Source organism: Streptomyces sp. SID12501 (genome assembly GCF_010550245.1).
Taxonomy (GTDB): domain Bacteria; phylum Actinomycetota; class Actinomycetes; order Streptomycetales; family Streptomycetaceae; genus Streptomyces.
This window is the reverse complement of sequence record NZ_JAAGLU010000289.1, coordinates 1-590: the sequence shown is the minus strand read 5'-3', so window position 1 is coordinate 590 and position 590 is coordinate 1. Positions and strand designations below refer to the sequence as shown.

The following is a 590-nucleotide window of genomic DNA, read 5'->3' as shown; positions in this document are numbered from 1 at the left end:
CAAGGGCACCGGCCCCATCACCCTCGGGGACGCCCTCAAGTTCTCCTGCAACACCGTCTTCTACGCCCTCGGCCACAAGGAATGGCAGCGCGACGGCGGCCTCAAGCCCAAGAAGGACGCCCACGACTGGTTCTACCGGACCGCCCGCGAGTTCGGGCTCGGCTCGGAGACCGGCGTCGACCTGCCGAACGAGGTCACCGGCCGGATCCCCCACCGCCGCTGGAAGAAGAACTTCTGGACGGCCAACAAGGACTCCTGGTGCAAGCAGGGCAAGAAGGGCGGCACCTACGTCCAGCAGATCGCCTACGAGAACTGCCTGGAGGGCAACCAGCTCAAGGCGTTCGACAGCATCAACTTCGCCATCGGCCAGGGCGACGTCCTCGTCACCCCCATCCAGATGGCCACCGCCTACTCGGCCATCGGCAACGGGGGCACCCTCTACAACCCCACCGTCGGCAAGGCCGTGATCAGCGCCGACGGCAAGCACGTCGAGATGATCAAGCCCCAGGCCGACGGCAGGCTGCCGATCGACGCCCGGACCGTCAGCGACCTCGACAAGGGCCTGCGCTACGTCGTCCCGCCCGGAGGCA

1 protein-coding gene is annotated in these 590 nt (G+C 67.3%); it reads left to right on the top strand.

All coding sequences use genetic code 11. The annotated features are described in order from the left end of the window. A partial coding sequence (locus tag G3I71_RS45795; protein WP_275409431.1) for a penicillin-binding transpeptidase domain-containing protein occupies positions 1-590 on the top strand: 590 nt, incomplete at both ends.